Below are 8,304 nucleotides of genomic sequence, written 5' to 3'. Positions count from 1 at the left end.
CGTCTGCCTCAGCGAGTCCGGGATCACAATTTGCTCATTGAGAAGATCGCAAAAGGTGCGGGGTTGACCAGACGCTATCAGCCGGGGCGATCAGACGTGTACTCGAGGGATACCGAATATGAGCCCGAAGGGTAATCAGGCGCATCTATGAAACGGCTCGGTTCGTCAATCCTTCGCTGCGGCCATCACACTCCTCGGACTGCTACCGCACTCGAGATGGTCCGTCGCCGGGCGCAGCTCGTCAAAGATCTATTCGTGACTGCTCACAGAACGACAAGTCGCATTCACCAGAGGCGGACAAGTCCGGCTGGGGGGCTGCTCAGTCAGTTCTCGGGGCTCGCCATGGCGATCTGACCAGAGGCCTAGGGGAAACAGGTGACGGTCCGCGTCTTTTCGGAACCGCCGCCGACGTTACCCCGGGTTACTCATGACGAGCGACCCGCGGCAGGTATGAATAATGCAGGTTACCTCTCCGGCCCCATCTGCGGAAAGAGGATGACGTCGCGGATCGAGGGGGAGTCCGTGAGCAGCATCACGAGCCGGTCAATGCCGATCCCCAGCCCGCCCGTCGGCGGCATGCCGTACTCCAGCGCGCGCACGTAATCCTCGTCCATGGGATGCGCTTCCTCGTCCCCCGCCGCGCGCTCTCGCGCTTGCTCCTCGAACCGCCGCCGCTGGTCGAGGGGATCGTTCAGCTCGCTGAACGCGTTGCCCAACTCCTGCCCGGCGATGAACGGCTCGAAGCGCTCGGCCAGCTCCGGGTTATCGGGCCTGCGCTTGGCCAGTGGTGAAATTGCCGTGGGGTAGTCGAGCACGAACGTTGGCTGGATCAGATTGGGCTCGACGCGCGCCTCGAAGAGATTGTTGATGAGCGTGGAGAGGTGCAGTTCCGCGCCTGCTGGCAGGTCGAGTTCGCGGCACACCGCGCGCGCCGACTCCGCCTCCATGAGGCGCTGAGGGTCAACGTCCGCGTGCTCGGCTATCGCATCCAGCAGGGTGATGCGCCTCCACGGCGGGCTCAGGTCTATCTCCGTGCCCTGGTAAGACAGCGATTGCCCCCCGAGCACGTCGCGGCACACATGGACGAGTAACTCCTCGATCAGGCCCATCATGTCGTTGTAATCGGCGTAGGCCTGGTACGCCTCGAGCATGGTGAACTCGGGGTTGTGCCGCGAGGACACGCCCTCGTTGCGGAAGACGCGGTTGATCTCGTACACCTTGTCGAAGCCGCCGACGATGAGGCGCTTGAGGTACAGCTCGGGGGCGATTCGCAGGTACAGGTCTATGTCCAAGGCGTTGTGATGCGTGATGAACGGTCGCGCCGCCGCGCCGCCCGGGATCGGCTGCATCATCGGCGTCTCGACTTCGAGGAAGCCTCGCTCGTCGAGGAAGCGGCGGATCGCCCGGATGACTTGGCTGCGCACCGCAAACGCGCGCCGCACCTCGGGGTTGACGATGAGGTCCACGTAGCGCTGCCGGTACCGCGTCTCCACGTCGCGCAGGCCGTGCCACTTGGCCGGCAGCGGGCGCAGCGACTTCGCCACCACCTGCAAGCGCTCGGCGGAAACCGTTATCTCACCCGTGCGCGTCGTGAACACGGTGCCCTCGACGCCGAGGAAGTCGCCGATGTCCACGTTCTCCAGCAGGCCGTACTGCTCGGCACCCAGGTCGTCGAGCTTCGCGTAGATCTGGATGCTGCCGGAGATGTCGGCGAGGTCCGCGAAGGCCGCCTTGCCGTGCTGCCGCAGCGACATCAAGCGCCCCGCGACGCGGACGCGCTGCCCTTCGATCTCGCAGTACCCGGCCTTGACCTCGTCCGCGAGGTGCGTGCGCTCGAAGCGCGTGATCGAGAATGGATCGCAGCCGCGCTCGCGCAGGTGCTCCAACTTGACGCGGCGCTGACGGATGAGTTCGTGTTCCTCGTCGCTCACGGCAGCCTCAGTAGACCTCGGTTATTCGGACCCGGCGCATCGCCGCGGCGAATGCTCGCCGGTCGCGAATAACCTCACGTTAAACGCGAAGGCCGGCATTCCCTGCCGGCCTCCTTCCGAACTCGACCCGCGCTCGCACGCGCGCGGCCGCTCAGTTCTTGACGTCCATGATCGTGTACGACGCCTTGCCGCTCGGCGTCGCCACGGTGACTTTGTCGCCCTTGCCGTGGCCGACGAGCGCCTGCCCGACGGGCGACTGATACGAGATGCGTTGGTTGGCAGGGTCCGCCTCGACCGGGCCGACGATCTTGTACTCGATCCTCTTGCCCGCCTTGTCCTTGAGCTTGACCACCGAACCGAGGCGCACTTGATTCGGCGGTCCCTCACTGCGGGCGACCACGACCGCGTTTTGCAGCAGCCGCTGCAGTTCCAGGATCCGCCCCTCGACGTAGGCCTGCTCGCTCTTCGCTTCCTCGTACTCGGAATTGTCCGTCAGTTCACCCGACCGCGGCGCCTCGCGGATGCGGTTTGCCACTTCTTTGCGCTGCACGGTCTTCAAGTGTTCCAGCTCGTCACGCAGCTTCTGGTAACCCTCTGGGGTGACTATGAGGCCCTGGTGGAGCTCTTCGCTGACGCTGTCAGCCATTTCGACCTTCCCCGGCGCCCCGACACCTGAATGGCGTCGCGCTCTAACGGGTTTCTGATGCCAATGGAGGGCCCCGGCGCCAACCGCCGTTCCACGAAGACCCGCCAGCCGGTTCACCGACCCTCACGCGGCCAGTGCCGGCCCTCCCGTGATGCTTGGGGCTCCTTAGATGCAAGCGGAAGGCCAGTTTGTGCCAACCTTCCGCCCTAAGAACCTAGCCCCGGCGCCTGCAGGCACCAGGGCTTGATGGTAATCCCGTTACCAACGGTATTACTGTCTTATATACCATAAATTCGCGCCGCTTGTCAACCGCGCTCTGGCCTTTGAGACGCCGATTGAAAAACGCCATGGCGTGTGGTACACTATGGGCGCGATGGGTCTCGCGAACCTCGGCTATATCACGCTTGCGCTACTGGCTGCTGTGGGCTTCGTTGCCCTGCTGTACGCTCAGATCGCCAAGCGCCACCGCCTGGCGCGCCCCGCTCTTGTCGCCCTCGTCATAGGTCTTCTCGGCCTGTTTCTCTGGGGGGTTTTTCTGTCCGGGTTGAAGGACGCGCTGGGGGATGCGCGACGCGACGGCGAGTACGCGCTGAGAATGTTGGAGCAGGAGCGTCTCGCAGCGCGTCTCCGCGGTATCGCTGAGCCGAACCCGGACCCGGCGCGCGTGCAGGCAGTGGCCGCCATGGAAGCGGCCAAGCGCAATGCGCAGGTATTCGGCTGGGACTGGGCAGAGATCGGCCCCAAGCCACAGGCACCACAGCCCGACCGCCAACCATCGACCCGGTGACCGTTCTGTAGGGTAGCCCGAACCTTGCGCGGGAGGTTCGCCGGTGCAGATGATGAAGTGCCCCACCTGTGGGGCGGCCAACTCCATCAAGCGCGAGAAGTGCTTCGAGTGCGACGCGGATCTGCATGCGCTGGCGGCAGCGGCGCATGGTCAGGAGACGGTCCGCGTGTGCAAGAACTGCATCCACTCGACCGTCTTTCCTCCGCCTGGCACGACGATCGGGTACACGGACGTGTGGTGCCTGCGGCGTGAGCTCGTGCGCAACGCGGATGCCTGGGCGGAGGAGTGCTTCGAGATCTCGTTCACCTGGAAACGTGAGGAATCTCTGGACTGATCCGACATCCCCAGGGGTGCCGGAAGCCGCGGGCAGCACGTCAATGACGACACGTTGCGTGCGCCGCTCGCGGTGGGAGAGGGGCCGCGAACCTCAGGCGCGGCTTCGGCGCCGAGCAGCGATGCGCGCGTCATGACTCCGTTTGGTGGAACCGGTGAGCGCCTCGCCGCGCATCAGCCTAGTCGCAGTGAACGCATTCCCTCGGCTCCTGCTGGTGCGGCTGGCCGCGCGAGCCAAAGGCGGTGCCGCGGGCAGGGGCGACTGCGCATTTCGCGCACAGTCGAGCGCCACCGTCATCCGGGCTCTTCGCGGCAGGGAGATTGAATGGCCGGCAGACGTAGAACGAGGGCCGCCGATGGTGCCTTCGGCTGCGTGGCGCGGCTTATCGGATGCGCTGCGGCCGGGGCGCTGGGTGCTCTCGGATTGGCGTTTCTAGTGGCGGCCAGCGCGCGCAGCACGGGCAGCCGCGTGGCAATCGGGGCGGTGATGACGCTGGCGGCGATCCTCATTGGCGTTCTCGTCGTCAGGGCGCATCTCGGGGCGCGGGAGCAGCGCGTGCCGCTCGGTGCCTCTCTGCCGGCGATTCGCGAGGCGCGCTGCCCGAATTGCGGCCGCAGTCTCGAGGATCAGCGTGTCCACATGGAGGGCATGTCGGCCGTGGTCCGCTGTCCGGCGTGCGACGGAGCGTATCGCCTGGAGGAGGAGCCGAAATGGTGAAAGTTCGGGCGCTGGCGGCGGCTTGGCTGATTCTGCTGGGAACGGCGAGCGCCTGCGCCGGCGCCGAATACCGCTTTGCCGTCGAGCGCAACGCCTCCGTCGTGACCATCCAGCGCGATGGCTCGGTTGACGTCGAGTACGAACTCCGATTCCGCTGCTCGCCGGGCGGGCGTCCGATAGATATCGTGGACATCGGGCTCCCCAACGAGCGCTACGACTTGCAGACCGCGCGGGCCGAGTTCAATGGCCGGGCGCTGTCCTCGATACGTCAGTCCGAGGTCGTTGACTGCGGCGTGGAGATTCCCCTGCCGCAGCCGATTCAGCCTGGCGAGTCCGGGACGCTTTACTTCCACATCAATAACCCGCACATGGTGTATCAGGATCGCCAGGACGCCGACTACGCGGGCATCGAGTTCAGCCCGACGTGGTACGATGCCCGCTATGCGCAAGGCACGACCGACCTGTCGGTGACCATCCGCTTTCCCGAGGGCGTGACCGGCGAGGAAACGCGATACCACCGCGAACGGTTCGACGATGCGCGCGAGCTTGACGGCCGCATCGCCTTCACCTGGTGGCGGCGTCAGGCGTCCCCATCGCGGCAGTACATGTTCGGCGTCTCGTTCCCGAAGAAGTACGTGGACGTGGTGTACCGCGAGAGTCGCCTGGCAGCGCTGCTGAAGTCGCTGCAGCAGCGTATCACGCCGCGGGTGCTCGGCGGACTCGTCGTGGTCGGGCTCATCCTCATCGTCGCGGGGCTCTACAAGGCCAACGAGCGCCGTAAGATGGACTACATGCCGCCCTTGCTGGCGATGGAGGGCAATGGCGTGCGCCGGGGGCTGACCGCGGTCGAGGCCGCAGTTCTCCTCGAACAGCCGCTCGACCGCATCGCGGCCATGATCCTGTTCGGTCTCGAGCGCAAAGGGGTCGTCGCACTCAAATCACTTGACCCGGTCGTTGCCGAGCCAAGCGGCGCGACGCCGCCTGACCTTCATCAGTACGAAAAGACGATGCTCAAGGCCGTCGGCGAGCGCTTGGCGGGAGGGCCATCGGCTGTCGCGATGCAGGACATCATGACCGACCTCGTCCGCGGCGTCAACGACAAGCTGCGCGGGTACAACCGGCACGAAACCGCCGAGTACTACCGCTATATCGTGAGCAAGGCGTGGCGAGACGTTGCGGCCGCCCAGACGGCGGAGGACAAACTGAGCCAATGGGAGAAGAACGCCGACTGGACGATGGCGGACGAGGAGTACGGCCACCGCATGGAGGACACGTTCGGCGACGAGCAACAGATGCCTCGGCGGGATCGCTGGTGGATGTGGGAGTATGACGACGCCCGGTTGGATCGAGAGGCGGGGACCGCGCGCCAGCCCCCGTCGCTTCCCGGGCGGGAATTCGCCGATCGCATCGTCAGCCGGGTCGAACGCCTGGCGCGAGGCCTGGTGGCTGACCGGGGCGCGCTCCACCAGGCGGTGACGCAGGAGACGAATCCGCCGACGTTCGTGCCCGCGCTCAAGAAAGCCCTCGCGGAGTTGTCGGAGAGCGGCGGTAAAGGCGGCGGCGGAGGATGCGCGTGCGCCTGCGCCTGCGCGAGTTGCGCCTGCGCGTGCGCCGGGGGAGGGAGGTAGGCGATGAGCGCGCGCGGCCGAGATTCCGTTAACGCTCGGGAAGGCGAAACGGTCCGGACAGGGGCGTCTGCCGATTGGCACGTCGCGTCGGGGATGTATCATTACCGCTGGGACGACGCCGGGGCTCACGTGCGTGCCCATCTGCGGGTCGAACGGAACGGGTCGGGCCTGCTCGCCCTGAATGCCTCGCGCATCGTCCATCTCAACGCCACCGGCGTCCTGATGGCGAAGATGGTTCTCGAGGAAATCGAGCCGAAGCGAGCAACGCAACGCCTGCGCCGCATCTTCCGCGCGCCCGCGCGCAGGATAACGGAGGACTACGAGCGCGTCCGCGACGCCGTCACCGCCTTACGCGAGCACGAGGATGTCTGCCCGTTCACCTACCTCGGTGTGGACATGGTGGAGCCGTTCCAGATCGAGCTGTCCGCGCCCTATCGGATGGACCTCGCGCTGACCTATGAATGCGATAACGCCTGCGCGCACTGCTACGTACCCCCGGACCGTCGGCCGCCCGAGCTGACCACAGAGCAATGGCAGACGGTGCTGGCCAAGCTGTGGGACGTCGGCGTGCCGCACGTCTGCCTCACCGGGGGCGAGGCGACGCTGAGGCCGGACCTGGTCGCGTTGGTGGAGCGGGCGGAGGACATCGGGATGGTCACCGGCCTCATCACGAACGGTCGGCGCCTTACGGCGGAGTTAGTTCGGGAGTTGGTGGCAGGCGGACTGGATCACGTCCAGATCACCATCGAATCACACGACGCGGCGGTACATAACACCATGGTCGGCTGTGCGGCATGGGAGCAGACCGTCGCGGGAATCAGGGAAGCGCTGCAGGCGCCGCTGTATGTGGTTACCAATACGACGATCACTCGCGACAACGCGGACGCCATGGAGCAGACGTTGGAGTTCCTGAGCGACCTTGGGGTGCGCGCTTTCGCGTGCAACAGCCTGATCTACTCCGGTGCCGGGAGGGACTCCGGCAAGGGGTTGCCGGAGGCGGACCTGGGGCCGATGCTGGAGCGGCTGCGCGAGCGCGCCGTCGGTCTCGGGATGCGCTTCATCTGGTACACGCCGACACAGTACTGCGAGCTCGACCCCGTGAATCTGGGTCTCGGCCCGAAAAGATGCACCGCGGCGAAGGAGAATATGTGCGTCGAGCCCGATGGGCAGGTCATCCCGTGCCAGAGTCACTACGACGCACTGGGGAATATCCTGACTGACGAGTGGGAAAGCATCTGGAGTCACCCGGCGGCGCAGGCGCTTCGTTCACGAGATTGGGCGCCCGCGAAGTGCCGGGAGTGCGACCGGCTTGCGAACTGCGGCGGCGGGTGCCCGCTGTACGCGTCCGCGCACGGCTATCTGTGCGTCGAGAGCAAGTCGAGCGGTTGACGATCCGGTCCGCGCAGCGCGGCGTGGGACGGCGTCGCGGCGGGACGGGCCGGCGGCGTTGTGCTGGAATTGCAGTTGGCCGAACGCGGCGGAGGGTGGTATGGACAAGACGCCCGGATTTCTGTCGGCGCCGCATTGGCAGCGGCAGCTCGAGCGGCAGGAGCGGTGGACCCGCGAACTGCGTTCGCATCTCTACCGCCGAGTGAACTTGTGGGCGCGGCCCCGCGTGCTCGACGTCGGATGCGGCAACGGCGTCATCACTGCGGAGATGGCCAGTCGCTGCCGCGGTTGCGTCACCGGCGTGGATCGCAGCGCGCCGCTCCTCGCCCAGGCGGCAGGCCGCGGCTTGTCGCTGGTTAGGGGAGACGCGCAGCGGCTGCCGTTCGCCGATAACGCCTTCGATCTCGTGGTGTGCCATCTGACACTGCTCTGGGTCGAGGAGCCGGGCGTTGCAGTGCTCGAGATGGTGCGGGTGGCGAAGCCGGGCGGCACCGTGATGGCAATGGCGGAGCCCGACTACGGAGGACGGATAGACTACCCCGAGGATTTGACCCTGGGGGCGATCATGTCGCGTGCGCTCCAGCGCGAGGGCGCGCATCCGCGCGTGGGGCGGCGGCTGAAGGAGATGTTTGTCAACGCCGGATTGGCCGCGGAGGTCAGCGTACTGAACTCGGTGTGGGGCGACCAAGAGCTGCGCCGCGAGTTCGAGCAGGAATGGGAATTGCTCGAGGCCACGGCGCACGATCTGGTCGCGCCCGGCGAACTGGAGGCGCTCAAGCGCAGAGACTTGCGCGCGCTGGACGAGGGAATCCGCGTGACGTTCATGCCGGTATTCTGGGCGGTCGGCCGCAAGGGCACGTGAGGCCGTGCCT

At 66.2% G+C, this 8,304-nt stretch carries 7 protein-coding genes and 1 pseudogene; 6 read left to right on the top strand and 2 right to left on the bottom strand.

All coding sequences use genetic code 11. The annotated features are described in order from the left end of the window. Nucleotides 1-464 precede the first annotated feature (464 nt). Entirely contained in the window at nucleotides 465-1,931 is a 1,467-nt protein-coding gene (gene lysS / locus JSV65_04620; GenBank protein ID UCH35638.1) for a lysine--tRNA ligase, read from the bottom strand. A gap of 151 nt (nucleotides 1,932-2,082) precedes the next feature. After that, the gene (gene greA / locus JSV65_04615) at nucleotides 2,083-2,577 is read right to left on the bottom strand and encodes a transcription elongation factor GreA (GenBank protein UCH35637.1); all 495 of its coding nucleotides are present in this window, start codon (nucleotides 2,575-2,577) and stop codon (nucleotides 2,083-2,085) included. Between the two features lie 352 nt (nucleotides 2,578-2,929). On the opposite strand from greA, the gene JSV65_04610 reads away from it, so the two are divergent. The 6 genes and pseudogenes from JSV65_04610 (at nucleotide 2,930) to JSV65_04585 (ending at nucleotide 8,294) form a co-directional block, all read left to right on the top strand. After that, nucleotides 2,930-3,364 (top strand): hypothetical protein, encoded by a 435-nt coding sequence (locus JSV65_04610; GenBank protein ID UCH35636.1) that lies wholly within the window; start codon nucleotides 2,930-2,932, stop codon nucleotides 3,362-3,364. 43 nt (nucleotides 3,365-3,407) lie between these two features. Beyond that, a complete protein-coding gene (locus JSV65_04605; protein ID UCH35635.1) occupies nucleotides 3,408-3,698 on the top strand; it encodes a hypothetical protein in 291 nt (96 codons plus the stop codon). Nucleotides 3,699-4,022: 324 nt separating this feature from the next. Next, the gene (locus JSV65_04600; protein ID UCH35634.1) at nucleotides 4,023-4,415 is read left to right on the top strand and encodes a hypothetical protein; all 393 of its coding nucleotides are present in this window, start codon (nucleotides 4,023-4,025) and stop codon (nucleotides 4,413-4,415) included. Nucleotides 4,416-5,971: 1,556 nt separating this feature from the next. Continuing rightward, a pseudogene (locus tag JSV65_04595) lies at nucleotides 5,972-6,043 on the top strand (streptolysin S family bacteriocin). Between the two features lie 3 nt (nucleotides 6,044-6,046). Continuing rightward, nucleotides 6,047-7,432, top strand: a complete 1,386-nt coding sequence (locus JSV65_04590) for a radical SAM protein (GenBank protein UCH35633.1) — start codon at nucleotides 6,047-6,049, stop codon at nucleotides 7,430-7,432. A 100-nt stretch (nucleotides 7,433-7,532) separates the two neighbouring features. Then, nucleotides 7,533-8,294 (top strand): methyltransferase domain-containing protein, encoded by a 762-nt coding sequence (locus JSV65_04585; protein UCH35632.1) that lies wholly within the window; start codon nucleotides 7,533-7,535, stop codon nucleotides 8,292-8,294. Nucleotides 8,295-8,304 lie beyond the last annotated feature (10 nt).

It is taken from the genome of Armatimonadota bacterium (assembly GCA_020354555.1).
In the GTDB taxonomy this organism is placed as follows: Bacteria; Armatimonadota; Hebobacteria.
Note: the sequence above shows the minus strand (reverse complement) of the source record. Positions and strands in the feature narration are given on the sequence as shown.